Origin of the sequence: Yoonia sp. R2331 (assembly GCF_041103235.1) — a bacterium.
Classification (GTDB): Bacteria; Pseudomonadota; Alphaproteobacteria; order Rhodobacterales; family Rhodobacteraceae; genus CANMYO01.
Window position 1 is genome coordinate 225333 of record NZ_JBGCUN010000003.1, and the last position, 25809, is coordinate 251141.

24 protein-coding genes are annotated in these 25809 nt (G+C 60.4%); 10 read left to right on the plus strand and 14 right to left on the minus strand.

The features are described 5' to 3' along the window. Positions 1–57: 57 nt before the first annotated feature. From AB3Y40_RS19065 to AB3Y40_RS19085, 5 genes are all read right to left on the minus strand, one after another. Positions 58–258: a hypothetical protein gene (locus AB3Y40_RS19065; RefSeq protein WP_369440480.1), complete on the minus strand. Its 201-nt coding sequence runs from the start codon at positions 256–258 to the stop codon at positions 58–60. Positions 259–365: 107 nt separating this feature from the next. Continuing rightward, entirely contained in the window at positions 366–1022 is a 657-nt protein-coding gene (locus AB3Y40_RS19070) for a YjbF family lipoprotein (RefSeq protein WP_369440481.1), read from the minus strand. Beyond that, positions 1019–3250 carry a YjbH domain-containing protein gene (locus AB3Y40_RS19075; RefSeq protein WP_369440482.1) on the minus strand — a complete coding sequence of 744 codons (2232 nt, stop codon included), beginning with the start codon at positions 3248–3250 and terminating at the stop codon, positions 1019–1021. Before AB3Y40_RS19075 ends, AB3Y40_RS19070 begins: the two co-directional genes overlap by 4 nt. Positions 3251–3320: 70 nt before the next feature. Further along, positions 3321–4478 carry a TIGR03862 family flavoprotein gene (locus AB3Y40_RS19080; protein WP_369440483.1) on the minus strand — a complete coding sequence of 386 codons (1158 nt, stop codon included), beginning with the start codon at positions 4476–4478 and terminating at the stop codon, positions 3321–3323. Further along, complete coding sequence (locus tag AB3Y40_RS19085) at positions 4475–5791, minus strand: mechanosensitive ion channel family protein (RefSeq protein WP_369440484.1); 1317 nt, start codon at positions 5789–5791, stop codon at positions 4475–4477. Before AB3Y40_RS19085 ends, AB3Y40_RS19080 begins: the two co-directional genes overlap by 4 nt. A gap of 130 nt (positions 5792–5921) precedes the next feature. On the opposite strand from AB3Y40_RS19085, the gene AB3Y40_RS19090 reads away from it, so the two are divergent. Continuing rightward, on the plus strand, positions 5922–6236 hold the full coding sequence (locus AB3Y40_RS19090; RefSeq protein ID WP_369440485.1) for a DnaJ family domain-containing protein: 315 nt from the start codon (positions 5922–5924) through the stop codon (positions 6234–6236). A gap of 12 nt (positions 6237–6248) precedes the next feature. Further along, complete coding sequence (locus AB3Y40_RS19095; RefSeq protein ID WP_369440486.1) at positions 6249–7436, plus strand: MFS transporter; 1188 nt, start codon at positions 6249–6251, stop codon at positions 7434–7436. On the opposite strand, the gene AB3Y40_RS19100 is transcribed toward AB3Y40_RS19095, so the two are convergent. Further along, on the minus strand, positions 7433–8032 hold the full coding sequence (locus AB3Y40_RS19100) for an enoyl-CoA hydratase/isomerase family protein (protein ID WP_369440487.1): 600 nt from the start codon (positions 8030–8032) through the stop codon (positions 7433–7435). The two genes, AB3Y40_RS19095 and AB3Y40_RS19100, sit on opposite strands and share 4 nt — an antisense overlap. After that, entirely contained in the window at positions 8029–8787 is a 759-nt protein-coding gene (locus AB3Y40_RS19105) for an SDR family oxidoreductase (protein ID WP_369440488.1), read from the minus strand. Before AB3Y40_RS19105 ends, AB3Y40_RS19100 begins: the two co-directional genes overlap by 4 nt. A 121-nt stretch (positions 8788–8908) precedes the next feature. Here AB3Y40_RS19105 and AB3Y40_RS19110 point away from each other — a divergent pair, with 121 nt between their 5' ends. Both AB3Y40_RS19110 and AB3Y40_RS19115 read left to right on the plus strand, forming a co-directional pair. Further along, positions 8909–10423 (plus strand): DUF2125 domain-containing protein, encoded by a 1515-nt coding sequence (locus AB3Y40_RS19110; protein ID WP_369440489.1) that lies wholly within the window; start codon positions 8909–8911, stop codon positions 10421–10423. A 70-nt stretch (positions 10424–10493) separates the two neighbouring features. Beyond that, positions 10494–11993 carry a hypothetical protein gene (locus tag AB3Y40_RS19115; protein ID WP_369440490.1) on the plus strand — a complete coding sequence of 500 codons (1500 nt, stop codon included), beginning with the start codon at positions 10494–10496 and terminating at the stop codon, positions 11991–11993. Here AB3Y40_RS19115 and AB3Y40_RS19120 read toward each other — a convergent pair. Both AB3Y40_RS19120 and AB3Y40_RS19125 read right to left on the minus strand, forming a co-directional pair. After that, positions 11971–12465: a P-loop NTPase family protein gene (locus AB3Y40_RS19120; RefSeq protein ID WP_369440491.1), complete on the minus strand. Its 495-nt coding sequence runs from the start codon at positions 12463–12465 to the stop codon at positions 11971–11973. The genes AB3Y40_RS19115 and AB3Y40_RS19120 overlap by 23 nt on opposite strands. 21 nt (positions 12466–12486) lie before the next feature. Then, entirely contained in the window at positions 12487–14103 is a 1617-nt protein-coding gene (locus AB3Y40_RS19125) for a DMP19 family protein (protein WP_369440492.1), read from the minus strand. A 180-nt stretch (positions 14104–14283) separates the two neighbouring features. On the opposite strand from AB3Y40_RS19125, the gene AB3Y40_RS19130 reads away from it, so the two are divergent. Both AB3Y40_RS19130 and AB3Y40_RS19135 read left to right on the plus strand, forming a co-directional pair. Then, positions 14284–15627 carry a TldD/PmbA family protein gene (locus tag AB3Y40_RS19130; protein ID WP_369440493.1) on the plus strand — a complete coding sequence of 448 codons (1344 nt, stop codon included), beginning with the start codon at positions 14284–14286 and terminating at the stop codon, positions 15625–15627. Continuing rightward, positions 15614–16387: a 3'(2'),5'-bisphosphate nucleotidase CysQ gene (locus AB3Y40_RS19135; protein ID WP_369440494.1), complete on the plus strand. Its 774-nt coding sequence runs from the start codon at positions 15614–15616 to the stop codon at positions 16385–16387. The genes AB3Y40_RS19130 and AB3Y40_RS19135 overlap by 14 nt, the downstream gene beginning before the upstream one ends. Before the next feature lie 3 nt (positions 16388–16390). On the opposite strand, the gene AB3Y40_RS19140 is transcribed toward AB3Y40_RS19135, so the two are convergent. Next, positions 16391–17764, minus strand: a complete 1374-nt coding sequence (locus tag AB3Y40_RS19140) for an aminotransferase (RefSeq protein ID WP_369440495.1) — start codon at positions 17762–17764, stop codon at positions 16391–16393. A 169-nt stretch (positions 17765–17933) separates the two neighbouring features. On the opposite strand from AB3Y40_RS19140, the gene AB3Y40_RS19145 reads away from it, so the two are divergent. Genes AB3Y40_RS19145 through AB3Y40_RS19160 form a run of 4 tightly spaced genes read left to right on the plus strand, consistent with a single transcriptional unit; the run spans position 17934 to position 21745 of the window. Further along, positions 17934–18803 carry an ABC transporter permease gene (locus tag AB3Y40_RS19145; protein WP_369440496.1) on the plus strand — a complete coding sequence of 290 codons (870 nt, stop codon included), beginning with the start codon at positions 17934–17936 and terminating at the stop codon, positions 18801–18803. Between the two features lie 3 nt (positions 18804–18806). Continuing rightward, positions 18807–19610 carry an ABC transporter permease gene (locus AB3Y40_RS19150; RefSeq protein WP_369440497.1) on the plus strand — a complete coding sequence of 268 codons (804 nt, stop codon included), beginning with the start codon at positions 18807–18809 and terminating at the stop codon, positions 19608–19610. Then, positions 19607–20677: an ABC transporter ATP-binding protein gene (locus AB3Y40_RS19155; protein ID WP_369440498.1), complete on the plus strand. Its 1071-nt coding sequence runs from the start codon at positions 19607–19609 to the stop codon at positions 20675–20677. The genes AB3Y40_RS19150 and AB3Y40_RS19155 overlap by 4 nt, the downstream gene beginning before the upstream one ends. A gap of 27 nt (positions 20678–20704) precedes the next feature. Further along, positions 20705–21745: an extracellular solute-binding protein gene (locus AB3Y40_RS19160; RefSeq protein ID WP_369440499.1), complete on the plus strand. Its 1041-nt coding sequence runs from the start codon at positions 20705–20707 to the stop codon at positions 21743–21745. Between the two features lie 115 nt (positions 21746–21860). Here AB3Y40_RS19160 and AB3Y40_RS19165 read toward each other — a convergent pair whose 3' ends face one another. The 4 genes from AB3Y40_RS19165 to AB3Y40_RS19180 form a co-directional block, all read right to left on the minus strand. Next, positions 21861–22856, minus strand: a complete 996-nt coding sequence (locus AB3Y40_RS19165; protein WP_369440500.1) for an aldo/keto reductase — start codon at positions 22854–22856, stop codon at positions 21861–21863. A gap of 184 nt (positions 22857–23040) precedes the next feature. After that, entirely contained in the window at positions 23041–24030 is a 990-nt protein-coding gene (locus tag AB3Y40_RS19170) for an ABC transporter ATP-binding protein (protein WP_369440501.1), read from the minus strand. 7 nt (positions 24031–24037) lie between these two features. Beyond that, positions 24038–24865, minus strand: a complete 828-nt coding sequence (locus AB3Y40_RS19175; RefSeq protein WP_369440502.1) for a carbohydrate ABC transporter permease — start codon at positions 24863–24865, stop codon at positions 24038–24040. Further along, positions 24862–25746: a carbohydrate ABC transporter permease gene (locus AB3Y40_RS19180; RefSeq protein ID WP_369440503.1), complete on the minus strand. Its 885-nt coding sequence runs from the start codon at positions 25744–25746 to the stop codon at positions 24862–24864. Before AB3Y40_RS19180 ends, AB3Y40_RS19175 begins: the two co-directional genes overlap by 4 nt. Between the last annotated feature and the right edge of the window lie 63 nt (positions 25747–25809).

Below are 25809 nucleotides of genomic sequence, written 5' to 3' on the forward strand. Positions count from 1 at the left end.
ATGTGAGAAAGGCTGGCACGAGGCCAGCCTTTCCTATTCAAGCTTCTAATCGGGTGATTAGAAAGAGCCGGAAGCAGCAACCAGAGCTGCCAGCAGGCCAAGAACAACGTAGCCGCTGTTGATAGAGCCAGCAGGAGCAGGCGTGTCAACGACGACAACTGGTGCTTCCATGACTTCAGGGGCCAGGCCACCAGCGTTGGCAGCGGCACCAGTAACAGCGATTGCAGCTGCGGCGGCGAGAGTAGTGGTAAGGCGCATGTCGGTACTCCAATTAGATGCACTTTGATTGACGATCACGAATTGTCTATCGGCGTTTTGGTGTCAAAACAAGCCACTAATTCGATTCCGCCCGCGCATCGGCCACATTACGGACGCTCAAGAACCAGGAATCCGGTCGCAGGCGACACAGCCTGGCTGCTTTTTATGATAGCGCCACCAGCGGCAACCCAGTAAGTGTTTGAAAAGGCTGTACTTTGCCCCTCGCACGCTTCACTATAGCGTCGTGTCGGCGTTGATTTGCCCAAAATTTCAACGGTTTCCGCACCATCCAAAACGATGCTGCACTGCAACACCTCTTGCGAAATTTGGTCGAGGTCGGTGATGGTTTCATGGATTCTTTGCGCTTTTCCGCCGCCCGCCGCTATGGCCGCGCGCACACCATTTGCCTGCGCTGCGATCAGATCACGGGGGAATCCCCGCGTGGCCACGATGATTCCATTTTCCAGCGTCACGGTGACATTGTCGGCACTTAGCCATGTCACTCGGTTGCCATTGGCCGCCGCCACCACCAGCGATGCAACCGAATTGCCGCCATAGGCCGTTACCAGCAAAAAGGCCCCCGGATTGGCATCCGCCTGCGCCCGTGTCAGCACCGGTGCTGCGGGCTGTGCCGGCGCGCCGCTCAGCCCGGCTACGCGTTGTTGCACGACGGCCAAAAATCCTTTGGCTGCAGAATTGTCGTAGATCGGGCCACAGGCCGTCAGCAACGCCAGAGTTACCCCGAAAATGGTTGTTCTTTTCATCGCCAAAAGCGTCCCCAGGTATCATCAATGTCAGCCAGCTGACCACCGCGCACGGTGTCATACAGCCGTCCCTGCACCTGAACACGTGCCCCGCCATCTCGGGAAAGGGACTGAAGTGTCGTGCTGGTGGTGCGGCGCGATGGGGTTCCGATAAAGTAATCATACGGGATCGTTATCCGAATACCCTTGTCAAACGACCCCTCACCGAACTGGTCAAATGGCATGTCAGTCAGCGTAAAATACCCGCCGATTTTCCAACCGTTTTCGAATTCATGATCCAGCGCGAATGTCGCGCCCCAATCGCCTGCCAAGTAACGTCCGACATCCATCCGGGCCTGAAAACCGTTCCCGACGTCGTAGTAGGCCGACAAATGCCCGGAAAGTACCGTGTAATCACCATCCTCGACTCGATTGCGAAAGCCGGTGACCGGGTCGCGCTCTGTCCGGTATTGCGCAAACCCAAGACCCATATCCTGATCGCGCATCGCAAGATAGTTAAGCTCGGCCCCAAAGGCGAGCCGACTTCCAACCGGCGCATACAGCACTTCGGTCGAAACGCCACCGTACATTTGCTCGAGGTATCCAGCCGTCACACGACCGTAAACTTCCGGTGCTAGCCTTGTATAATAGGCCGCCTGCAAGAAACGCAGGTTCAGATCGCCATCACGACCAAAGAACGCCTGATCGGTCCGCACATTGGCGTAGTCGTTGGGATTGTCGAAAAAGCGCAACGCTTCCTGTGGACCAAGCGCGCTTTGGCGGACCTGCCCAGAGATGACAAAATTTCGGTTCAGCTTGTATTCAATGTCGGCCTGAATTCCCACATCAGCCTCTAGCGAGCTTGTGCCGCTGAAGATCACCAGATTCAGGTAAGGACCAATCCCCCATGAAAGTCGTGGCGTGTCAGATGGCTGCAAAACCAGCCCCTCGACCGGCCCGGCCTGTCCAAATCGCGCAGCCTGATAGATGGCATCAGTGCCGCCAACCCGGTTCTCAAGGGCCTCGATCTGCCGCCGTGGCAAAGTGGTCGATGACAGTGGCAGTCCAGCTTGTGTTGGTTCAAGAATAAAGGTCTCGACCGACGGCGGAATGATCTGGGTCATCATCCGGGCCGCGCGGCCCATCGCCTGTGCCTCCGACCGAAAACGCGTGTTCTCATAGCGAAGCCGCGCAGTCCTGTCCGTGATCTCAAGCCCGACAAGCTCGATACCCTCAATCTTCAAAAGCTGGGTCAATCCAGCACGTACGGCCGGTTCTGGTTGCTTGACCTGGTCCCAGGTCTGCGCGGCCCGCTGGTCGGCGGTGCGCACCCGCACTGGCGCCGGGGCAGGATCAAGCCCACTGAAGGTGGGGCGCTTCTCAGGGTTGATCACAAAGGTCGCACTGGCTGACAGGTCTTCGCCGTTCAGATAGGCCGCATTCAATTCAATGCCCGGCCGTGGCCGATAGGTCAGACCAAAATTCAGCGGCGAACTGACGTTAACTGCGGGCGTAAAAGTCTCCTTCAGATAGGCGTTTGAGGAATATTCGGCCTTAATGCCCAGATTGGGCGTCACCTGATACTCGAAACCACCAAAAAAGGCCGCATCGCCGCGGAAGAACTGGTTGATCGAAATCGTCCCGCCATTGCCCGCGTCATCATCGTTGTTTTGTACGCGATCCACATAGACGGGACGCGTCTCAAGCGAGGAGGAAAGGACGCTCAACGGGTTGGTAAATCCATTTCGACTTGCCAATCGCCCCCAGCCAATGCCGCCGGTGACAATCAGGTCTGACCCAACGCTCTTGGATCCGACAATGTACTCTGACCCAAACCGCCCGGTGCCAAGAAAGTCGCGCAAGCCAATCGCAATCGCCGGAAGGTACCGGCTTTCGTCCGTCAACCGGTACTGCAGATCAAAGCTGCGGTCGAAGGTTTGCTTCTTACGTGCGGCATCCGGATCATCGGGATCAACGATCTGCCAGTTATCGAATGTCGAGTAACGGAATGCGCCGGACAAGCGATCCGTCAGCTGATAATTGAAAGAGGTCTTGTACCCCCCCGATCCTGCATAGCTTAACGTCGCTGCGATGTCGCTGCGGCTCGCGCTTTCTGCGGTCGGCATCTCCAAAAGACCGGGTGTTCCGAAAATCGTATACGACGGCCCGGTGTCCTGCGCCTGCGCCGCAGACCCCATGGCCAGCATCATCGCCGCATATCCAACCGTCCACACAAACCCGCTGCGCATTTCGCAACCCCCGCCTCGCATTTCTTAGACAATTGTCTAACCCGGTGCGGGCGGGATTGGAATCGGCAATTTAGGACACGGGCAAGGTGTTGCCCGCCCAGCGCAGCGCGCCCTGGGCCGCGTGCCGGCCCGTCGCAAGGCAAGCGGTGATCAGATAGCCGCCTGTCGGGGCCTCCCAATCCAGCATCTCGCCTGCCGCAAAAACCCCCGGCCTGTCCCGCAGCATCAGGTGATCGTCCAGCGCCTCAAACCGCAGACCCCCCGCCGTGGAAATCGCCTCATCCAGCGGGCGCGGACCCTGATGCGCTACAGGCAACCGCTTGATAAGACGCGCGAAATCGCCGGGAAACGGGCGGCCCCATTCGTTCAAAAGCGCGATCTGCACCGGGTCCAGCCGCAGAACTTTGCGCAGGTGGTTGGACAGGCTCGCCTTGCCGCGCGGGCGCGCCAGACGCGCGCGCACTTCGGCCTCAGTCAGGTCCGGGGCAAGGTCCAGCAGCAAGGGCGCGCCGTCGCGTACAGCCGCAGAGACCGCGTAGATTCCGCCGCCCTCGACCCCGCGGGCCGAGATCACAATTTCGCCACGTGACACCAGATCACCGGCGTGCAGCGCAATCCCCTTGACCGGTGCGCCCAGATGCCGGGCCATGTGATCCGACCAATCCACGATAAACCCGCAGTTCGCCGGCCGAAAGGGCGCGACACCGTCCATCAGACCGGCCCAAGCCCCATCGGACCCCAACCGCGCCCAACTGGCCCCGCCCAGCGCCAGCACGGTCAGATCAGCGGCAATCGCGGGCTGACCTTCAAATGCGGCCGCCCCGTCCTGCCAGCCGGTCCAACGGTGCCGGGTCCGCAACTGCACATTCTGCGCATCCAACCGCTGCAGCCATGCCCGCAAAAGCGGCGAGGCTTTCATCGCCTTGGGAAATACCCGCCCCGTGGATCCGGTGAAAAGCGGCTGACCCAGCCCCTCGGCCCAACCGATCACCGCGTCCGGCCCAAACCCGGCCAGTGCCTGCGCAAGGGCGGGCGGCATCGCCCCGTATCCTGCGTCAAAACACTCTTCTTCTTTGGTCAGGTTTAGCCCCGACTTGCCCGCCATCAGAAACTTGCGCCCGACACTGGGCATCTGGTCGGCCACAGTCACCGACACGCCTGCGCCCGACAGCACCTCTGCCGCCATCAGCCCCGCAGGCCCGGCCCCGATCACCAATGCGGTGGTCACGCCTTCTCAGACACCGGCAAAGCGCCCTTGATCTCGACCACGCGCTGCGGGAACGGGATTTCGATGCCCTCAGCCTTCAGCGCATTCCAGATCAGGAACATCACGTCGCTGGCATATTTGTTCTTGCCGTCGTCGATCCCCTCGACCCAGAATTCCACGCCAAACTCGATCCCGCTGTCGCCAAAGGCCTTCAGCTCAACATCCGGTGCTTCGGGTTCCTGCAACACACCGGGGTGCTTGGACACCGCAGCATTTATCAGCTCTGGAATGCGATTGATGTCTGTGTCGTAGCTGACGCTGAACTCCACCTCCAACCGGTTGGCGCTGCCGCTGTCAGAATAATTGACCACCCGCGTTGTGATGAAATCCTCGTTCGGCACCACAATCCAGCGCCCGTCATAGGTCTCCAGAATGGTGGCCCGCGCGGTCATCTTGATGATCGTGCCCGCCTCACCGCCGTCCAGCTCAACATAATCCCCAACCGTGGCCTGCCCCTCGACCAGCAGGATCACGCCCGAGATAAAGTTCGATGCGATCTTTTGCAGACCAAAACCAAGGCCGACACCCACCGCACCACCGATGATGGCCAGCGACGACAGGCTGATGCCCATGATGTTCATCAGCAGCAGGAAAGCAAAGCCAAAGATCGCAAATTCAGCAGCCTTCACAAGCAGTTGCCGGATCGCGGGCCGCATCGGTTGCTTCTCGATATAGGTGGCGGTCTGGCTGTTGGACCAGGTGCCAAGCCAGAACAGGATGCTGCCCGCAATAATCCCCCGGACAATCGCCATGATCGAAAACTTGATATTGCCCACACCAACGGTCGTCTCGGTCAGGAACAATGACACATCGTCCAGAATGCCCAGCGCATAAAGGGCAGCAATCGGCACAACGACATACCGCGCCAGCGTCTTCAGGAACGGTTCCTTGATGATCTTGTCGGCCAGCGCCCGCGCCGCCAGAAAGATGAACACCCGTTTGCCAAAGGCGATCACCGCACCAGAGCCAAAGATCGACCGCGTGACCTGTTCGCCGACCGCCGTCAGCCCATAAGCCAGCAGCGGCAGCAACAGCGGCAGGAACATAAGCAGATACAGCCGCCCCTTGGACAGGATCGACGTAGACCCCTCAGGCGGGGTCAGTACTGTGGTGATCCGCCGCGACATGATCCGGTTGATCAGCCGCGCCAGCAGATAGGCAACGATCAGCAGGCCAAACTGCGACCATGCCGCAGGCGACAACAGCCAATCCTGCGCGATCACCAGCCCCTGATCCAGATAGCCGCGCGCCGTTTCGATAAGGTCACTGTCCATAGTTTGATGTCCCCGAACGTCCCGCCTTCCGTCTTGCCGCGCATGGGCCGTGGACTCAACCCTTATGACGCAGGATCGGCGGATCTGCCCAGAGGCTGGGCAATAGGCCCACCACCCGGTAAAAGGTGGCATGACCCATCCGCTGGAAGATCTGATTAACAAGATGATGGCCGGGGCCGCCGCCCGAGGCGACTTTGACAACCTGCCGGGCGCGGGCAAACCGCTTGACCTGTCGGGCGATCCCAAGAACCCGCTCTTGAACCGCATGATGACAGAGGCGCAGGCAAAACCACCCGCCATCACCCTCAAAGAACAGATCGCAAAGGCACAAGCCCACCTCAAGACCCTCACCGATCCGGCCGCGCGCAAGGCGCAGATGAAAGTCATCGCTGATCTGCAAACCCGCCTCGCGATCGAGGTCGAGGCGATGCGCCGCTATGGCTGACGCCTGTTGCCGATGACCGCCTTGCAACCGGGTCTGCGCAAGCTCTTGACCGCTCAGATCCCCGCTGATTTTGCCGATTGGCTGGATGTGGTGGCGATCAGCGCGCTGCTCGCCTTCGTCTGGCAGGTTGACACCTATGTTTTTGCCCTGCTCGCCGTGGCCATGGGACTGCCCTACCTGATTATTGGTCCCTTGGCGGGCGCTCTGGTTGACAGGGTCGATACGCGACGGGTGCTGATCTTCGCCAATCTGGGGCGGGGCTTTGCCACCATTGCCTTCTTTCTGGCCGGTGAATGGCCCGCCTTGCTGGCACTCATTGCCCTGCGCAGCGTGGTCGACACTTTCTATTCCCCCGCCAACCAATCCGCGATCCAGGCCCTGTCCGACCCCGCCACCCGTATCCGCGCCAACGCGATCAGCCACGGCATCAATCAGGCGTCCAAGATCGTGGCCCCCTCGGTTGGTGGCGTGCTTTTGATCTGGTTCACGCCACAGACGGTCTTTCTGGCCAATGCCTGCGCGTCCTTTCTGGCAGTGGCCCTGTTGCTGCGCCTGTCCAAACTGCCCGCCGCGCCCCGCGATGCGGACAGCCCCGGCCTGCTGGCAAGCCTCAAAAGCGGCCCAGCACTCTTGCGGGACAGCGCGGTATTGCGCGCGGTGCTACTGATGATGGCGGCCGGGTATTTCGCGATGTTCTTCTATGACAACCTGATCGCGCCCCTGACCCGCGACCTTGGCTTTAGCCAGACCCACCTTGGGCTGCTGCTGGCCGCTGTGGGTGCGGGTGGCGTGATCTGCGCTGCGGTCATGTCGCGTCTTCGTAGCACGCCGCGCCCGTTCTTGCTGATCACCTGCGGTGCGCTGATCGGCGGCAGCACCGTGGTTGCGGTCGGACTGGCAGAGGTCACGGGCTTCCCCCTCGCCCTTGCCACCTATCTGCTGGCATTTTTCGTGCTGGGCGTGACCACCGCGCTCATGGTCGTGCCGATCCGCACGGTTATCCAGAACAACACCGACAGCAGCAGCATCGGTCAAATCACCGCGCTGAGCGAGGCGGCAAATACGCTCGCCCTTCTCACTGCGCCCTTCATCGGCGCATGGCTGGCGACCGCAACGACCATCGGGGCCGCTTTTGTGCTCGGAGGGGCCGTGATGTTGGGCCTCGGTCTGCGCGCGTTTACCTTGCGAAATATAAGCTAAATCAAAGCCTTGATTGCACCGACATGACTGTGCTCTGCGCTCAGGGCCGCCGCACACAGATCGCGCGCCACTGGCATCACATCGTCAAAGACGCCATCCACCAGCCCTGCATCCAGCGCCTGATCCGCCGTCCACTTCTGGCCCGCCATCAGCAACAGCTTCGCTCGCGACGGCCCGACCAGCGCCTTCAGGCGCCCCGGATCGGACGGCTGCGGCAGGAACCCCATCTTCATCACCGGATAGAAAAACTTGGCCCCCGGCACCGCAACCCGCAGATCACAGGCCAATGCCATGCCAAAGGCCCCGCCTGCCAGCGTCCCGTTCAACGCCGCAACTGTCAGCCCCGGTGCGGCCGCTATGGCGGATGACAGCTCTTCCCACAGCGGGCTTTTCGCCAATCCCTTGGGGGCTTCGTCCAGATCAGCGCCCGCGCTGAACACTGTGCCTTCGCCGGTCAGGATCACCGCCTTCGCCCCGCCGGCGATCTTGTAGATGCCAATCAGCTCGGTAAGCATATCCGCCGTCAGCGCATTGGCCTTGTCCGCCCGATCCAGCGTGACAATCCACAGATCGCCTTCGCGCGCGACCCGGATCAAATCAGACCCACCTTGCGGCGCACGTCTTCATCGCGCAGCGATACGTCGCCGCCCAGATAGCCATCGGCATCCGCCGAACACATCCACATCAGCGCCTGCGCGGGCCACTCGGGCGGGATATGATCCTCCCACGCGAGTTGACTAACCGGGTTGATGCCGCTGGCCTTGATCTCGCGCTGCATCTCTGTGGCCACGGTGCCGGGGCTTAACCCCAACACCCGCACGCCGTTCTCGCGCGCTTCCTTGTCGCCCACGCGGGTCAGCATGAGCGCCCCCGCCTTGCCGCTGCAATAGGCGGCCCACCCCTCAACCGGGCCGTGGGCCGCGCCGGATGAGATGTTGATGATCGTCCCCGACCCTTGTGCAATCATTCCCGGCAGGGCCGCGCGCATCCCGTGCATCACGCCTTTGAGATTGATGTCGATGGTGTGGCTGTACGCCTCTGGATCAATGGTGGACAAATGCCCGATCGGATCAATCACTCCGGCGTTGTTAATCACCACATCCAACCCGCCAAAGGCATCGCGGGCCGCGGTCATCGCCTGATCCACTTCCCAGTAGCGCGACACGTCACAGGGGATCGCCAGGGCATTGTCCCCGATCTGTCCGGCCAGTTCCGCAATCGCCTCGCGCGAGCGGGCGAGCAGCGCCACATTGGCCCCGGCGGCTGCAAAGCTCTGCGCGGCTGCGGCCCCAATTCCGCGACTTGCCCCCGAAATCAGGACGGTTTTGCCCTCAAAATCCACATTTTTCATCGCTTTCCCTTTCGGTTGCCACCATGCGGTCATATTCTCTGGGTCAGGATGCCCCGACCTTGACCCGCGCAGCAGCGCGGCAAATCATAGACCAGACCCGTATTTCCGAAAGGTAACTCTGATGACCAAACTGCAAACATTCAAGACCGGCGTGTGCCTTGCCGCCCTGTTCAGCGGACAAGCGGCGCTTGCCGATGTGACCGCAGCGCAAGTCTGGGAAAACTGGAAATCCAGCCTCGATATCTACGGCGATGCCGGAGTGACCATCGGCAACGAAGAGATCGGCGATGGCACCGTCACCATCACCGGTCTGGGCTTGTCGATGGATGATGGCGACACAGCCGTAACCGCCGACATGGGCACACTGACGTTTACCGAAAACGGCGACGGCACAGTGGCGATCACCATGGCCGAGTCCGTTCCGATCAGCATCACCAGCAGCGACGGGTCTACGGCGGATATGTCGGTGACCAACAGTGGCCTGTCGATGACCGCCTCTGGCGACCCGGATGCAATCAACTATGACCTCAGCGCGGACAAATACAGCTTTCAGGTCGATAACATCACCGAAAACGGCCAGACCATCGACGCCGATGTCCTCTTTGCGGGCAACGACGTGGCAGGCCGCTATACCGTCACCAACGGTGACATCCGCAACCTGACCTATGCGCTGACCATGGGATCGGTGGACCTGCTGGTTGATGTGACCGACCCCGACACCAACACCGTGGCGCTGATTTCCGGCAAGGTGAACGGCCTCTTTGTGGATGCCGACATGGACCTGCCAGAGGATTTGTCCTTTGACGATCCCGACAACGTTGACCTCACCGGCTTTGCGGTGGCGGCGAACTATGGCCTGAACGACGGCAGCTATATCTTCGACATCTCCGAAGGCGGCGAACAGGTGGCTGGCAGCGTCAGCACCGGATCGGCTGCGATTGACCTGGGCTTTGACAGCGATGCGCTGACCTACAACGTGCTGACCACGGACATTGCGATGGATATGGTGGTGCCCAATGTGCCGGTTCCGGGCATGCAACTGCCGCTGAAATTGTCGCTGGCGGAATACGGCATCGGCGTTGCGATGCCGCTCTCCAAAACAGACGAACCGACCGATTTCGCCTTTGGCCTCAACCTGACCGACCTCACCATCAATGATGAGATCTGGGCCATGGGTGATCCCGCCGGTGCCCTGCCCCGCGATCCGGTCACGATCAAGCTGGACCTTGCCGGCACGACCCAGCTGTTCTTTGACATCCTTGACCCTGCGCAGGCCGACGCGATGGCCATGGCCGAAGTGCCGGGCGAACTGCACAGCCTGAAGCTGAACGAACTTCTGGTCAGTGCGGTGGGGGCCAAGCTGGACGGCACCGGTGATTTCACCTTTGACAACACCGACTTTGAAACCATCCCCGACATCCCCCGCCCCGAAGGCTCGGTGACGCTGAACCTTGCCGGGGCCAATGCGCTGATCGACACGCTGATCCGGATGGGTCTGCTGCCAGAGGATCAGGCGATGGGCGCGCGGATGATGATGGGCATGTTCGCTCGAACCACCGGCGATGATCAACTGTCCTCGACCGTTGAGGTCAACGCCGAAGGCCACGTGATCGCCAACGGCCAGCGCATCCGCTGATCTTCCGATAATGCCCCGCGCCACAGATGCTGGCGCGGGGCTTTTGTTTTTCTGCATGATTGGACCTTTCATGAAACTGACCCGCTTTGCCCTGCCCTTCGCCCTGATCCCTGGTGCCGCCCTGGCTGACGTCACGCCACAGGATGTCTGGAACAATCTGACCGCGGCCTATGGTGCCGCCGGGCTGACGCTTGATGGCACTGTCACACCCGATGGCGACAACCTGACCCTTTCGGGCGGGGTCCTGCGCGTGGACTATCCCCAAGGGCTGGGCAGTGCGACGCTGACCTTCCCCAATACAACACTGACCGCGATGGGCGACGGCACCGTGGGGATCGTGACCGACCCCACCTATTTGATGGAACTTGCGGTCGACGTGCCTGACACCGGCCTTCTGACCGGCAATATCACCATCGCCCAAACCAATGTCAGCGCCGTGGCCTCGGGCAATCCGGGCGACGTGACCTACACCAGCTCTGCCGACAAGGTGGACGTGCTGATCAACAACGTTTCGATCCCCGGCGAAGAGCTCGATTTTTCGCTCGAAGTGTCCGGCGACGGCTACACCTCGACCACCCGCGTGACCGAAGGCGAAAACCTGACCATCACGCTCGACAACCTCAATGGCGCAGCCACATCCAACTTTGTGATGGCCGCGGGCCCGATGCGGCAGGAAAGCACCAGCGCAGGCGGAGAGTTGCGGATGCTGGGCACCATCGTGTTGCCGCCAGAGATGAACATCATGGACCTGACACCTGCCTTGCTGTCGGGCCTGTCGATGACGCTGACCACACAGGCCGCCGCCTCCGAAGGCACCAGCAAAACCTTCATGGACGGCGCGCTGACCAACGAACAAATCCAATCCACCGGGGCCACAACCGCCAACATGACGCTGAACGCGGATGGCTTTGCCGTTGATGGCACGGCAGATGGCTTTGCCCTGACCTTCACAGACCAGAACCTGCTGCCTTTCCCGGTCTCTGTCGCAGGTGGGGAACTTGCCGTTGACGTGGCCGTGCCCCTTGTGGCCCGCGACACGCCGCAAGACTTCAAATACGGCGTCAGCTTTCAGGACCTCAGCATTGATGAAAGCCTTTGGGGCATGTTCGACCCCGCGGGATCACTGGATCAAAGCCCTGCTGACCTGACCATCGACGTTTCCGGCAGCCTGAACTGGGGTGTGAACCTGCTCAACGTCGAGGAATTGATCGCGCTTGAAGATGCGCAAACCTCGCCGGTGACGATCAATTCCCTGTCGATCAACGACATCGGACTGGCCGCGCTGGGGGCCGCCGCCAATGCCACCGGTGCCTTCACCTTTGACAATGCCGATATGGACACGATCCCCGGCATGCCGCGCCCCGAAGGCAGCGCCAAGATCACCGCCACCGGCTTGAACGCTGCGATTGACCAACTGGTCGGCGCCGGGTTCATCCCCGAAGAAGAGGCGATGATGCCGCGCATGATGATGGGCATGTTCGCCCGCACCGTGGGTGAGGATCAACTTGAGACAGAGGTCGAGGTCAACGCCGAAGGCCACGTCATCGTCAACGGTCAGCGCATGCGCTGATCGCGCGCGCCGCGTCCCTGTTGGACCGGCAATGAAAGATCTGGGCGCTGGTTCCGGCCAGCGCCCCTTTTATGTTCGCCCGAAACGCCGCATCTGCCCGCAAGCTGCGCCAGCCAAACCGCCACTGCTCTGCAAGCCGATCCACATTGCCCGGCGGCAATTCGGGCCGCGTCGTTCCGCGATGCCGCAAGGGCCGTTTCAGCAACCGCCACGCCCGTTGCCACAGCGGCGGGTCCAGCCAGATCACCACCTGCGCCCGGGGCAAGGCCAGCGGCAGCAGGCTCGGCCCGCCCTCGATCACCCAGCGTTCTTCCGCGACCAGCCCGGCCAGATCAGCGAGGATCTCGGCGCGCGGCCTTTGCACCCAATGGGTCGTCAGTTTGATGGCATCAAACGACACCACACCGCCCAGCCTTGCGGCCCAATACGACTTTCCGGCCCCATTGGCACCGGTGATGATGATGCGGTCCATTGCAACGGGTCTAGCAGCTCCTCAGGGCCGGTCAATCGCGCGTGCATCCAGGAACTCATGCATCTCCCATCGCGCCTGCTCCAGCACGCCGCGCGGATAAGTGACCTCTGCACCGCCTTTCACAACGGCAACGGATTCGGGTGTAGCCTTGAACAGAACCGGGCCGGCAGGCGTTTCCACAAACCAGTGGATCTCGGGGCGCGCGCGATCCATCAAGGTAATCCGGCCTTGCTCGAAATAGTCTTTCTTCGCACGCGCAAACGCTGGGTTTGCCGGATTATGCTCAGCCAGCTCTTCACCAGACCAACCCAATTGCGCAGCCTCTGGCAGATAACACGCAATGGCCAAGGCCCGCAGGCCCTGATCCTTTTTTGACCGTCCCGCGATCTGACCCAATTTCCAGGACCGCTTGTCGCGAAAGATTGCACCCGCCAGCGCCTCGCCCGGCAAACCCCAGCGATCAAGAAGCATCTTCAGGGACGGATAGCTGAATATCCCGCGACGCATTGCCAGCCGATACAGCGTGGCGGCTGTGTCGTCCTCTTGCAGGGCAAAATGGGCGCTTTGCCCTCGGATCAGCGCGGACCTCCCATCGGGCCAGTCCTGCATTGGCATTTTGCCATTCAGGTAAAGGCCCGACCGCGCCTCTGTTCCGATCGCCTGCCCCAGCGCATAAGACCGGTGTAGCGCGTCATCAGACGGCAAGGCCTTATACACTTCGAGAAGCTGCCGCGCTTGCAAATCTGTTGCAGCAAACGGGCTTTGCCGAGCGACCTCTTCGATTTGCGCTGTCCAGTCCTCGGAACTGGCAATCACCAGATTCGGATGCTGAAAAAGCCAGACCCAGGCATCCAGGTAATACGCCGACCGACTGCCGGAATAGAGATTGAGCAACATATCGAAACGTTTGCCCATCTCTTCGCGTAAATCTTCCCCAAGTCGGTCAAGGCCCATTGCAAGCCGCTCGATACTCCGCTCGGCCGACCATGCGCCTTGGGAAACCTCCAACCACTCTTTCAGCGGGCCAAATGCGGCAATCGCGTCATCCATCGCGTCCTGAACAGTTTCATCTGCCGGGCGATCCGCAATGCGGCTGACAAAGGCCTCTTTCCACGTCTGCGCGGCGTCAGGGACAAAGACATGCGGGGTCAGCCGGTCGCGCACCTCCTGCGTTTGCTGATTCAGAAACGCGCGCATCTCATTGTCGGACAGCTGCAGTGCAAAGAATGCCTTGTCACATTCTTCCAGCGCTTCGGCACGTTCAGAAAAGCCGTTTTGTTTGACCGCCTCATTCGGGTTCCCGTCGATCCAGCCAGCGCAGCGTTCAAGAACCGCAGCCAATCCATCACTGCCGATCATGCGCGCCGCGCGCAGGGCCCGCGGCAATTCCGACTTCAGACGCGCGCCCGAATTTCCGATGTATTGACTGTGACCGCCGTTGTTGACCTGCCCAACGTAGAAATCCAAAAGATACAGATCCGCATAGCTTTCAAGAATGCTGTGTGGGTCGTAACCCGCCCCATAGAGCGCGTTGACATAGTTGACATGCGCCTGCACGGCATCGACCACGCGGCCGCCAAATGCCCAATCCATCAGGATCAGCGGCAATTTGGGATCATTTCCGTCGTATGCCTTCATGGTTCAGCCCGCCTTTCTGACAATGCAAACAACCGCTTAAAGCTTGGCATCGGCATTAAGACCTTTCATGAAACTACTTGGTGTTCAACTCAGGGTGGTTCGGGGCAGGTGCGCCATAATCGCGCGCCCTTGCGGGTGGGCCGCCTTCGGACTACCTCAGGACGTAGCAAAGGATCACCCATGACCGCACTTTCCGACCTGACCCAGCGCCTGCTGGACGAAGCCCGCAAAGCCGGGGCCGATGCCTCTGACGCCATAGCAGTCGACGGCACCTCCGTTTCCATCGACGTGCGCGGCGGGGCGTTGGAAAATGCCGACCGCTCCGAAGGGATTGACGTCGGGCTGCGCGTGCTGATTGGCAACCGGCAGGCCTGCGTGTCCTCGTCCGACACCAAGCCAGAGACATTGCGCACCATGGCCGAACGCGCCGTCGCGATGGCCCGGATCGCGCCGGAAGACCCCTATGCGGGCCTCGCCGATCCCAGTCAGTTGGCAACGAACACAGCCACCGAAGACCTCGAACTTTATGACGCGACCCCCGAACCCGATCCCGCCGCCCTGCAGGATGACGCCGCACGGGCCGAGGCCGAAGCGCTGAAAAACCCCGGCATTAGTCAGGTGCAACAATCCAGCGCGGGCTATTCGCACCGGCGCATCCATCTGTCTGCCTCCAACGGCTTTGACGCCGGTTACGCCCGCACCGACCGGGGCATTTCCTGCCTTGCGATCACCGGCACCGGCACGGCGATGGAACGCGACTATGACTACGACAGCCGGATCTTTCAGGCCGATTTGCGCGACGCCGCCGAGATTGGCCGCATCGCCGCCGAACGCGCTGTTGCCCGCGCCGGGGCCACGCGACCCAAAACCGGTGCCTATCCGGTCATGTTCGACGAACGTATCGCATCTTCGCTGATCGGTCACTTGCTGCAAGCAGTGTCTGGCGGGGCGATTGCGCGCGGGTCCAGCTGGCTTTTGGGTGCGCTGGGCGAACAGGTCCTGCCCAAGGGCCTTTCGGTGATCGAAGACCCGCACCGCGTGCGCACCTCTGGTTCCAAACTCTTTGACGCCGAAGGCCTGCCCACCACCCGCCGCGCCATCGTGGATGACGGCGTGCTGACTGGCTGGACGCTGGACCTTGCCACCGGGCGCAAGCTTGACATGGCCTCCACCGCGAATGCGTCCCGCGGCACCACTGCCCCGCCTTCGCCCAGCCTGACCAACGTGGCCCTGACCCAAGGCACCCAAACCCAGGCCGAGATGCTGCGCGACATGGGCACCGGCCTGCTGGTGACATCCATGATCGGCTCCACCATCAACCCCAACACCGGGGATTATTCCCGTGGTGCGTCGGGCTTTTGGGTCGAAAACGGGGAAATCACCCACCCGGTGAACGAAATCACCGTGGCGGGCAACCTGCGCGACATGCTGATGCGGATCACCCCCGCCAATGACGCGCGCACCCATCTGTCACGCGTTGTGCCATCGCTGCTGGTCGAAGGGCTCACCCTTGCCGGAGACTGACGTCGCCCTGTTGGCCGCAGCCGCGCGCCGCGCCGGCGAGATTGCCAAATCGCACTTTGGTCAGAACCCCGAAACTTGGGACAAAGGCGATGGCGCAGGTCCGGTGACTGCCGCTGATCTGGCGGTTAACGCCATGCTGCACGACACGCTGCGCGCCGCCCGGCCCGACTATGGCTGGCTGTCCGAAGAAGACCCCGACAGCGCAGCGCGGCTGTCGTCCAAACGCCTGTTTGTCGTTGACCCCATCGACGGCACCCGCGCCTTTATCGCAGGCGACAAGGATTGGGGCCATTCCATCGCCGTGGTCGAAAACGGCGTGCCCGTGGCCGCCGCCATCGCCATGCCGATGCGCGGCCAGATCTACACCGCAGCCACCGGCACCGGCGCGTTCCTCAACGACGCCCCCATCCGCGCCAGCACCCAGACCGACCCCGCCGCGACCACTGTGCTGACTGCCAAGCCCAATCTCGCACCCTGCTACTGGACCCCCGCCGGGCCGCCGCCGTTCAAGCGCAGCTTTCGGTCCTCGCTCGCTTACCGCATGGCGCTGGTGGCATCGGGCCGGTTTGACGCCATGTTGACCCTGCGCCCGACATGGGAATGGGACATCGCCGCTGGCACGTTGCTGGTGACAGAGGCAGGCGGCACCGTCACCGACCACACCGGGGCCGCACTGCGGTTCAACAACCCGCACCCGCAAGTCGCCAGCGTGCTGGCGGCAGGCGCTGTCCACGCGCCGATAAACGCCGCACTGGCCTAACTGTTACTTTGGTGTGGCGGCAATGATCGCCCGCCGCAACCGATCCACGATCAGATCAACATCGTCGCGAGTGATCATTAGCGGCGGCGACATGATGTTCAGATGCCCGATTGGCCGCACGATCAGCCCCAGCTTTTCGGCGGCATTCGAAATCCGCTTGCCAATGTTCAGCTTATCGGGGAACAGCGCCTTGGTCGCCTTGTCCGCCACGCTTTCCACACACATCATCATCCGCATCCCGCGCACATCGCCCACTGTCGGCAGCTCTTTGAGCGTGGCCAGTTGCTCCTCGAAATAGCGACCCACCGTGTCGGCATTGCCCAGCAAATCCTCGCGCTCGATAATTTCAATGTTCTTCAGCGCTGCCGCACAGCTCACCGGATGACCGGCATAGGTGTAGCCGCTGGCATAATACCCTTCGGCGTTCTTCGCTGCGATCACGTCATGGATGCGGTCGGAATAGATCATCGCCCCCAACGGCAAATAACCAGAAGTCAGCCCCTTGGCCGAGGCGATGATATCCGGCACCACGCCAAACACCGCCTCTGACGCGAACCACTGACCCAACCGCCCCCATGCGGTGACAACCTCGTCTGCGACAAACAGAATGTCATGCGCGCGACAAATGGCGTGAATACCGGTCAGATACCCCTCTGGCGGCACCAATACCCCGCCCGACCCCATGATCGGCTCTGCGAAAAACGCACCAATCTTGTCCGCCCCAACGCGGTCCACCAAGTCGCTGAATTCCTGCACCAGTTGCGCGGCATAGTCCGCCTCGCTCAGTCCCGCGGGCCTGCGATAAACATCCGGTGCGCTCAGATGGTGGTGACCGTCCTCGATATAGGAAAACTCTGGTGGCCTGTCCCCATCGCGGTTGCCAATCGACATCGCGGCAAAGGTGGACCCGTGATAGGCGCGCTTGCGGGCAACAATCTGCACCTTCTCGGGCCGCCCCATGCAACGCTGATAAAACTGCATCAACCGATAGGCGCTATCAATCGCCGTGGACCCGCCGGTGGTGAAATGCACCCGGTTCAGATCACCCGGCGTCAGGCTTGCGATCTTTTCGGCCAATTGCGTCGACACCGCATTGGTCATGTCCGTAAAGGTCGAGGAATAGGCAAGCGTCCGCACCTGATCGGCAATCGCATCGGCCATCTCGTCCCGGCCCAGCCCGATGTTGGTGCACCACAGCCCGCCAACCGCATCCAGATACCGCTTGCCCGCACTGTCATAAAGCCAGGCACCCTCACCGCGCGCGATGACCAGCGGCGCATCTCCTTCGTCGGCGTGCAGGTTGATCCACGGCCGCAATGCATGCCGCTGGTCGGCGATCACTGTGGCCTGCGCTGTGTTGCTTTCCGGCGTGGTCATGTCCATTCCCTCTGCCACCGATGCCCGACTGTGGGCAACGTCGAAAGAACCCCCGGTTTTGTCAAGCAGCCCGTCGTGATCCAAGTATGGACGACACGACCCGTTTTGTGTTGCTATTGGTGGTCACCACCGCTGGGGTGGAATCGTTACGGGGTTAGGGCGCGCGCGTATGAAAAGGTGGTTGAGTTCAGAAACCGGTCGCGGTTACCTGATGATCTCTCCGCCATTTGTCTATGCGATCCTGCTGTTGGCCGTACCGCTGGCGCTTGTCCTCGCGATGAGTGTCTGGACACAGGATTTTCTGGATATTCAGCGCGGCTTTTCGATGGCCAACTACATCGAGGCTTGGACCAATCCGCTTTACCAGACGCTGATGCTGCGCTCGCTCAAGATCGCGCTCATCACCACGCTGGTCACCGTGCTGATCGCTTATCCCATCGCCTACTACATCTCCTTTGTGGTGCCCGACCGGCAGAAACCGATCTGGATCTTCCTGATTACGATTCCGTTCTGGACCAGCTACCTGATGCGGATTTTCCTGTGGAAGGTGATCCTGGGCTTTAACGGCGTGGTAAACGGGTCGCTTATGGAACTGGGCCTGATCGCGGAACCGCTGGACTTTATCCTTTATAATCAAGCCGCTGTGGTCATCACGCTCAGCCATGCCTGGGTGCCTTTTGCGGTGCTGCCGATCTTTGTGACAATGGAACGGATCGACCGCAGCCTGCTTGAAGCGGCGCGTGATCTGGGCGATTCACCCTTTTGGCGGCTGATCCGCGTGACCCTGCCGCTCAGTATGCCGGGCGTTGTGGCCGCCACGCTGATCGTCTTTGTGCCGACGATTGGTGACTATATCACCCCGCGCCTTGTGGGTGGGCCTGATGGGCTGATGATCGCCAATATGATCGAAGTGCAATTCAAGAAATCGAACAATGCACCCTTGGGGGCGGCCCTTGCGGTGTCGTCGATGATGCTTGTCACCGCCGTGGCCCTGATCTTTGTCTGGCTCAACCGCCGCCACATGACGCGAAGGGGCTAGACCATGCGCATCCTCTTCACCGCCTTTGTCGTGCTTTTCTTCATCGTGCTTTATGGCCCCACGTTCCTTCTGCCGATCTTTGCGTTCAACGACAGCAGCATCGTCGCCTTCCCGCTGGGTGGCTTCACCTATCAGTGGTTCGTCGAGCTGTGGAACACGCAGGCGCTCAAGGACGCGGCCTTCAATTCGCTCCTGATCGCAAGCGTTGTGGCGGTCGTCTCGACCTGCCTTGCGATGTTCGCCTCGCGCGCCTCAACCGCCTACCGGTTTCGCGGTCAGGGTGCGGCAATGGGGCTGATCATGGTGCCGATGGTGCTGCCCGAAATCATCGTTGGCGTCTCGCTTTTGGTGGTCATCTTGCAATTGGGCCTGCCCCTTTCGATCTGGACGATCATCCTGGGCCATGTGCTGATCTGCACCCCTTTTTGCATCGCGATCCTGCGCGCGTCCTTCCAACAGCTTGACCCCAGCCTGGAAGAGGCCTCGCTTGATCTGGGACAGTCGCGGATCAACACCTTCTTTCTGGTGACCTTGCCGCTGTTGATGCCAAGCGTGATTTCCAGCTTGCTGATCGCCTTCATCATCTCTCTGGATGAGTTTGTGATCGCATTCTTTTTGTCCGGCACCGAACCCACACTGCCAGTCTACATCTGGTCGCAACTGCGTTTCCCGCAGAAAATCCCCTCTGTCATGGCGCTGGGCACCATCCTTCTGGTGCTCTCGGTTCTGCTGCTTAGCCTGTCGGAATTTTTCCGTCGCCGCGGCGCGCGCAAGACAGGCGCTTCATTTCTGGAAACCGCCACATGATCGACATCGCCCACATCGAAAAGTACTACGGCACCTTCCACGCCTTGCGGGATGTCAGCTGTTCCATCGGCGCAGGCGAATTCTTTTCGCTGCTCGGCCCCTCGGGCTGTGGCAAGACCACGCTTCTGCGGGTGATCGCCGGGTTTGAGGATTTCAAATCCGGCACCCTGACTATCGACGGCGTCGATATGCAGGGCCGATCCCCCGACAAGCGCCCCACCAATATGGTGTTCCAAAGCTACGCGATCTTCCCGCACCTGACGATTTCGCAGAACGTGGCCTACGGGCTGCGCGCGCAAAAAGTGCCGAAAACCGAATGGCCCGCCAAGGTGGGCGAGGCGCTCGAAAAGGTTGGCTTGTCAGGCTACGGCGAACGCGCCGCACACCAGTTGTCCGGCGGCCAACGCCAGCGCGTGGCACTTGCCCGCGCCCTGATCCTGAAACCCAAAGTGCTGCTTTTGGATGAACCGCTCTCTGCGCTTGACCGCAAGTTGCGCGAAGACATGCAATCCGAGTTGCGCCGCCTGCAACGCGATCTGGGCATCACCTTCATCATGGTCACCCACGACCAAGACGAAGCACTCACCATGTCTGACCGCGTCGCCGTGCTGCACGAAGGCGAGATACAGCAGATCTCGACCCCTCAACAACTTTACCAGAAACCTGAACGCCGGTTCGTTGCAGAATTCTTCGGCATGATGAACCTGCTTCCCGCCAAACTGACCGCGCAGGACGGCGACACCGCCACCGTTGATGTCGCAGGCTTTGGCCCCTGCGCCTTCCCCGCCTCTGCCGTGCCCACCGGCCCGCTGACCGCCGGCATCCGCCCCGAACAGATGACCCTGCTTTATGACGACCAGCCCGCACAGGGCGACGTGCTGTCAGGCACCATCGCAGAAGTGACCTATCGCGGTGATATGACCTACTACGATATCACGCTCTCGGGTCTCGATCAGCCGATCTGGCTGTCCATGCGCAACACCTCTGGCCGCCGTATCCTGAAAACCGGCGAACCGGCCCGCATCCAATGGACGCGCGACGCGCTGCTCCTGCTCAATGACACCTGAACAAAACCACTCAACAAGGAGAACCTGATGAAACACCTTTTGAAAGGCACCTGCGCGGCCATCGCCATCGCCGCCCCGCTGACAGCGCTGGCGCAAGATCCCGGCCTGATCGTGCTCGACTGGTCCGGCTACGAAGACCCCGGCTTTATCGGCGCTTATATTGAGACGCACGGCGATGTGCCCTCTTATTCCTTCTTCGGTGACGAAGACGAAGCCTTCCAGAAACTCCGCTCTGGTTTCAAGGCCGATGTGTCCCACCCCTGCTCTCAGTCGGTGGAAAAGTGGCGGCTTGCCGGGCTGATCGAACCACTGGATACATCCCGGATCGACCGCTGGGATGACGTCAACGCGGTCAAGGAAAGCTTTGTCCACGACGGCGAATACTACATGCTCCCGATGGACTGGGGCACCACCGCGCTGACCTACCGCTCTGACATGGTGGACGCCGCTGACATGACCTCGCTGCAGGTCTTCCTTGACCCCGCCTTTGCCGGTCGCACTTCGTTGCCCGACAATGTTGATGATGTCTATGCGCTGGCTTTCCTAGCCACTGGCGTCACCGACTGGACCGAAGTGACCCCCGAACAGGTCGCCGCCGCCTCTGACTGGCTGCGCAAGGCCCATCAGAACGTGCGGACCTATTGGGCCGATGGCGCTGAACTTCAGCAGCTCATGGCCTCGGGCGAAGTCACCGTTGCATGGGCGTGGAACGAAGTGCCCACCACCCTGCTGGCCGAAGGTCACCCCGTTGCCGTCAACCGCAACACCGTTGAAGGATCATCATCCTGGTTCTGCGGCTACGTGAACCTTGTGGACGGGCCCAACGACGAACAGAAAATGTACGACTTCCTGAATGCATGGATGGAACCGGATTCGGCTGAATACATCGTCAACGAATGGGGCTACGGCCACGGCAACCAGACCGCCGTTGACGCGCTCGGGACCGAAGCGCTGGAAGGTGTCGGCCTGGGTGCCACCGAAACCCCGATCCTGGCACAGGCTCCGATGGATGTGCGCGTCCGCGAAGGCATGGTCAACGAATTCGAAAACATCAAAGCCGGGTTCTGATCCGGCAGGCGGGGCGGCACCGCTGCCCCGCCACGCAAGCGCGACCTGACCAACAGATGATCCGATCGCCAAACCTGCGTTGCGGGTCCGTTTTGGGTCTCTTTCGCCCCCGGCGCTAGTACGGCCCGCGAATATGCGGCGCGACGTTGGCGTCATAGTAGTCACGCAACGCCGCCGTATAGGCCGGATCAAGAGGGGCAAGCGCAGACACCGCCGCATTCCGCTGAATTTGCGCAGGATGTGACGCCCCCGGAATAATCGTGCTGACGGCCCGATGATCCAGAATCCAGCGGTTCGCCACCTCCGCCATGGTCAGGCCCTGCGGAAGATCGCCCTTCAGACCATCAACAAGTTCCACAGCCTTTTCAAACGGGATGCCCGCAAATGTCTCTCCGACGTTAAAGGCTGCGCCATCGCGATTGTAGTTGCGGTGATCGTTCTCCGGGAACGTCGTGTCCTTGGTGAATTTGCCTGACAGAACCCCACTTGCCAGCGGCAGCCGCGCGATAATGCCCACACCCTTTGCCTCGGCCTGCGGTAGCAGCTCTTGCACCAGCCGTTGACGAAAGGCATTGAAGATCACTTGAAGCGACAACAGCCCGTCCTGCTGAATGGCAATCAGGCCCTCTTCGATGGTTTCAACACTTGCCCCAAAGTGTGCAACCAGGCCTTCAGATTGAAGGTCTCGCAACCAATCAAACACATCGCCTTGCCGCAGGACATCCGTCGGAATGCAATGCAATTGCACCAGATCAAGCTTGCTAAGGCCAAGGCGTTCAAGCGAGCTTTCCACCCCTTCGCGCATCGCGTCCTTGGTGTATCCATCAGGAAAAACGCCACCGCCCCTGCCAAACTTGGTGGCCACTTTCGGGCGGTCGGGATCTGGCAGATTGCGCAGGAACTGCCCCAAGGCCCGCTCACTTTGACCGCCGCCATAGACGTCCGCAGTATCAAAGAACGTCACACCCGCGGCATGTGCAGCCTGCAGGATCTCCTGGCTCGTGGCGTCCGACGTGTCGCCCCAATCCCCACCGATCTGCCAGCACCCAAGGCCGACTTCACTCACGTCAAAGCCTTCGCCCCCCAGTTTGCGTGTCTTGATCTGTGTCATTTGCACTCTCTCTTTCGTCTCGTTTGTCGCATTTGCATTACTTGGATCAGCCTTGATCCGGGCGACCTCGCTTTGCGTCAGCAGACACCACCTTTTGCGGATGCTCAAAGACGAGGGGCAGCGCGGCCGCGTTGGGCGCATTCAGTGCGCTCACATTGGCAGAAGTCCAGCACGAAAAGACGGTTCAATGCGAGCTTTGAAACCAATGCTCTTTTTCTTGCTGTGGCGTCGCCCAAAGCTCTTGGCCAATCGCAAAGCGCAAGCCTCCGTCACAGACAATCGTCACAGTCCCCAATCCGGGCACATCCAGATGCAGGATGGTATTGGCGCCCAGACGCTCGATATGGCGGATCGTGCCTTGCCACTTCCCGTCCGTGGTCGAGACATCAATATGCTCAGGCCGGATGCCGTATGTCTTCCCCGGTCCGCCAAGCGTTTCATGCCCCTCAAACAGGTTCATCTGCGGTGAGCCGATGAAGCCTGCGACAAATGGCGTCGCGGGGGATTCGTATAGATCCATCGGGCTTCCGACCTGCTCGATCTTTCCGTCTTTCAGGATGACGATCTTGTCGGCCATTGTCATCGCTTCAACCTGATCGTGGGTGACGTAGACCATTGTGGATTTGAGGCGGGCATGCAGGTCCGTCAGCTCAAGCCGCATGTTGGCTCGCAGGGCCGCGTCCAGATTGGACAGCGGTTCGTCAAATAGAAACACCTTGGGATTGCGCACAATCGCCCTGCCGATGGCCACGCGCTGGCGCTGCCCGCCAGACAAGGCCTTCGGCTTTCGATCCAGATAATCCTCGAGCTGCAGAATACGGGCTGTTTCCTCAACACGCGCCTTTATCTCTGACTTCGGGGTCCGGTTCAGGCTCAGGCCAAACCCGATGTTTTCCCGCACCGACATATGCGGATAAAGCGCGTAAGACTGGAACACCATCGCAATGCCGCGTTCCGACGGTTCGGCATCGGTAACGTCTTTTCCGCCAATCTCGACCTGACCGCTGGTGCAGTCCTCCAACCCCGCAATCATCCGCAAAAGCGTCGATTTTCCGCAGCCCGAAGGGCCAACAAACACGACGAATTCACCCTCCGAGACCTCAAGGTCGACCCCCTTGATAACCTCGACCGCGCCATAGGATTTGGTCACGTTTTGAAGTGTAAGACCCGACATCGCGTCCCTAACCTTTCACTGCGCCGGCGGTCATGCCTTCGACGATTTGCTTGTTGAAGAAGATGAACACGATCAGCGGTGGGATCGTCACCAAAAGGATGTTCATGAACAGTAGGTGGTATTGCGTCGCGAACTGGCTCTGGAAATTGTAAAGCGTCAGCTGCACGGTGACGTTGTCCTTGCCCGGCAGGTAGTACAGCGGGTTTGTGAAATCGTTGAAAATGGCAATCGACTGCACCACGATATTGGTCACGGTCACCGGTTTCAGCAGCGGCAAGATCACCTTGAAGAACAGTTGCAGCGGCGATGCGCCATCAATCCGTGCGGCTTCGTCCAGATCACGCGGGACCGTCGCAACAAACGCCCGGTACAGCAGGATCGAAAAGGACAGATTATAGGCGATCTCGATCAGGATCATGCCGTGAATAGTCTTGAACAGCCCGATCTGTTGCAGCAGCCAAATGGTGGGAACCACAGCCGGGGGCATCATCAGCCCGGCAAGGACGGCAAAATTGACCCATTTGTTCCACTTGCCCGGTCGTCGCTGCAGGACATAGCCGACCATCGCGGAAAAGATCACCAACCCCGTCACCGCACCCACGGTGATGACCGTCGAATTGAAATAGGCCAACAACAACTGGTAGTCGCGGGCTTGCACGACCTCGATCAAGTTCTGAATGAAATAGGTCTGCGACGGCCACGAAAAATCAAGCAAGGACGATTCCTGCCGATCTTTCACGGCCTGCAACGCGATGAACCAGAACGGGATCACAAAGACGACGCCAAAAACCAGTAACGTCGAAATGCCAAGCAAGGCAGGGCGAAGCGATTTCATAGGTCAAGCTCCCGCCGGTTGAAGTAAGATACCAAGGGCATGACCAGCACCGTGATGAGAACGAACAGGATCACATTACCCGCCGTCGACAACCCATAGAATCCGGCCTGATACTGCTTGTAAATGACCGAAGCGATCACATCCGAAGAGAACCCCGGCCCGCCCTTTGTCATCGTCCAGATCAGCTCAAACGACCGCAGCCCGTAGACAACCGAAAGGATCATCACCGTGGCAGTTGCGGGACGTACCAGCGGCAGTGTGATGCGCCAGAATTGCTGCCACTTGGTGGCCCCATCAATGCGCGCGGCCTCATAGTAGTCCCGTGGGATCGACACCAGCCCCGCGATGAAAATGACGCTGGCAAGCCCCACACCGCGCCAGACCTCGACAAAGGCCACAGAATACAGCGCCAGCGACGGCGTCGTCAGCCAACCCGGCCCATCTATCCCGATCACTTCCAGCGCAACATTGATGATGCCTTGGGTCGGATGCATCATGATTGTGAATGTAATCCCGATCCCGATTACCGAGACGAGGACGGGAAAAAAGGCGATGGTGCGCAGCAGGCCACGCATCCAGATGTTCGATGTCAGCAGAATGCCAAGGCCCAGGCCAATGATGCACTTCAGAACGGCCGTCAGCACAGCAAAGATGATCGTGTTGATCAGACCCTTGACCAGAAAGGGCTCCTGAAAGAACGACACAAAGTTATCAAGACCGATAAACGTCGAGTTAAACAGGTTCCAACGGGTCAGGCTGAAATAGACAGACGCGAACGTGGGAACCAGGAACAACACCCCATAGATCACGCCCGCAGGCAGAAAGAACCATGCCGGATAGGGCGACCGCTTCTTGCGGGCCGTTTGTCTTGCGGGTGTCATCACAACTTGGGCTCCGATTATGCCATCACTGCCCGGTCACCTAAGACCGGGCAGTGATACAGC

Coding starts and splice junctions, on each gene's coding strand:
- AB3Y40_RS19065 (WP_369440480.1), bottom strand. CDS start 258: ATGCGCCTTACCACTACTCTCGCCGCCGCAGCTGCAATCGCTGTTACT.
- AB3Y40_RS19070 (WP_369440481.1), bottom strand. CDS start 1,022: ATGAAAAGAACAACCATTTTCGGGGTAACTCTGGCGTTGCTGACGGCC.
- AB3Y40_RS19075 (WP_369440482.1), bottom strand. CDS start 3,250: ATGCGCAGCGGGTTTGTGTGGACGGTTGGATATGCGGCGATGATGCTG.
- AB3Y40_RS19085 (WP_369440484.1), bottom strand. CDS start 5,791: ATGGACAGTGACCTTATCGAAACGGCGCGCGGCTATCTGGATCAGGGG.
- AB3Y40_RS19090 (WP_369440485.1), top strand. CDS start 5,922: ATGACCCATCCGCTGGAAGATCTGATTAACAAGATGATGGCCGGGGCC.
- AB3Y40_RS19095 (WP_369440486.1), top strand. CDS start 6,249: ATGACCGCCTTGCAACCGGGTCTGCGCAAGCTCTTGACCGCTCAGATC.
- AB3Y40_RS19105 (WP_369440488.1), bottom strand. CDS start 8,787: ATGAAAAATGTGGATTTTGAGGGCAAAACCGTCCTGATTTCGGGGGCA.
- AB3Y40_RS19110 (WP_369440489.1), top strand. CDS start 8,909: ATGACCAAACTGCAAACATTCAAGACCGGCGTGTGCCTTGCCGCCCTG.
- AB3Y40_RS19115 (WP_369440490.1), top strand. CDS start 10,494: ATGAAACTGACCCGCTTTGCCCTGCCCTTCGCCCTGATCCCTGGTGCC.
- AB3Y40_RS19120 (WP_369440491.1), bottom strand. CDS start 12,465: ATGGACCGCATCATCATCACCGGTGCCAATGGGGCCGGAAAGTCGTAT.
- AB3Y40_RS19125 (WP_369440492.1), bottom strand. CDS start 14,103: ATGAAGGCATACGACGGAAATGATCCCAAATTGCCGCTGATCCTGATG.
- AB3Y40_RS19130 (WP_369440493.1), top strand. CDS start 14,284: ATGACCGCACTTTCCGACCTGACCCAGCGCCTGCTGGACGAAGCCCGC.
- AB3Y40_RS19140 (WP_369440495.1), bottom strand. CDS start 17,764: ATGACCACGCCGGAAAGCAACACAGCGCAGGCCACAGTGATCGCCGAC.
- AB3Y40_RS19145 (WP_369440496.1), top strand. CDS start 17,934: ATGAAAAGGTGGTTGAGTTCAGAAACCGGTCGCGGTTACCTGATGATC.
- AB3Y40_RS19150 (WP_369440497.1), top strand. CDS start 18,807: ATGCGCATCCTCTTCACCGCCTTTGTCGTGCTTTTCTTCATCGTGCTT.
- AB3Y40_RS19155 (WP_369440498.1), top strand. CDS start 19,607: ATGATCGACATCGCCCACATCGAAAAGTACTACGGCACCTTCCACGCC.
- AB3Y40_RS19160 (WP_369440499.1), top strand. CDS start 20,705: ATGAAACACCTTTTGAAAGGCACCTGCGCGGCCATCGCCATCGCCGCC.
- AB3Y40_RS19165 (WP_369440500.1), bottom strand. CDS start 22,856: ATGACACAGATCAAGACACGCAAACTGGGGGGCGAAGGCTTTGACGTG.
- AB3Y40_RS19170 (WP_369440501.1), bottom strand. CDS start 24,030: ATGTCGGGTCTTACACTTCAAAACGTGACCAAATCCTATGGCGCGGTC.
- AB3Y40_RS19175 (WP_369440502.1), bottom strand. CDS start 24,865: ATGAAATCGCTTCGCCCTGCCTTGCTTGGCATTTCGACGTTACTGGTT.
- AB3Y40_RS19180 (WP_369440503.1), bottom strand. CDS start 25,746: ATGACACCCGCAAGACAAACGGCCCGCAAGAAGCGGTCGCCCTATCCG.